Origin of the sequence: Defluviimonas aquaemixtae, assembly GCF_900302475.1 — a bacterium.
GTDB classification, from domain to species: Bacteria; Pseudomonadota; Alphaproteobacteria; order Rhodobacterales; family Rhodobacteraceae; genus Albidovulum; species Albidovulum aquaemixtae.
Genome location: NZ_OMOQ01000018.1, coordinates 1 through 798 on the forward strand (window position 1 = coordinate 1; position 798 = coordinate 798).

Annotated in this window: 1 protein-coding gene; it reads right to left on the bottom strand. The window is 63.5% G+C overall.

Annotated features, from left to right (window positions below; translation table 11 throughout):
• Positions 1 to 37: 37 nt before the first annotated feature.
• Positions 38 to 798 (bottom strand): DUF481 domain-containing protein (locus DEA8626_RS20780; protein ID WP_108855151.1); only part of this gene is annotated, 761 nt, incomplete at its 5' end.

Genomic DNA, 798 nt, shown 5'->3' on the forward strand with positions numbered 1-798 from the left:
CACCGCCCCAGTCATGATCAAACGAGGGGTCCGCTCTTTAGTTGAAGCTGTAGACCAGCGACACGTTGAGCGTGTTATCGGTGCTCTTCAGGCCCGGCAGCGGATCGGTGTCGTATTCGGTCCGGTAGCCGATGCGGGTCGAAAGTGCGTTGTTCAGCGCGACGTTCACGCCGAAATCGTTCGTCACCAGCGTGTTGGTTTCCGAACCGAGGATGTCGGTGTCGTTGGTCAGCGACACGGTCGGGCTGACGCGGTAGAACAGGCGCGACGAGATGATGCCGGCCGGGTTGGTGTCATCCACGCCGTTCTGCAGCTCGGTGTAACGAGCGCCGATACCGGCCTGGACGCGCCATGCGACGTCGTCGGTGTTGACCACGCGGTAGCCCGGGCCAAAGCCGATGAAGGCGTCTTTCCGGTCCGAGGCGAAATCGTCGACTTCCAGACGGCCGACGCCGAAGACGTAGAACCGGTCGTTGAACGAACGCGTGACGTCATAGACGATGAAGGCGTTCTCTTCGTTCTTCACGCCATTGGCCTCACCGTAGCCGAAGGCGAAGCCGAAGCTGTGGCCCCAGTCGCCGTTGCGCAGGGTGTAGCGGCCGCCGGCGGCGAAGTCCTGGGTATCGGTGTTGCCCGTGGCGCCCGAATAGGTGGCCGACAGGCTGCCGCGCGACGAACGCTCGCCGGTGCCGAACGTGTAGCGGACGCTGTCGCTCGAACGCGCCATGTTGCGCTGGGTTTCGATCTCGATGTCCGAGATGCGGTCATCCAGATCCCGGTCGCCGACCAGGGTCTGGG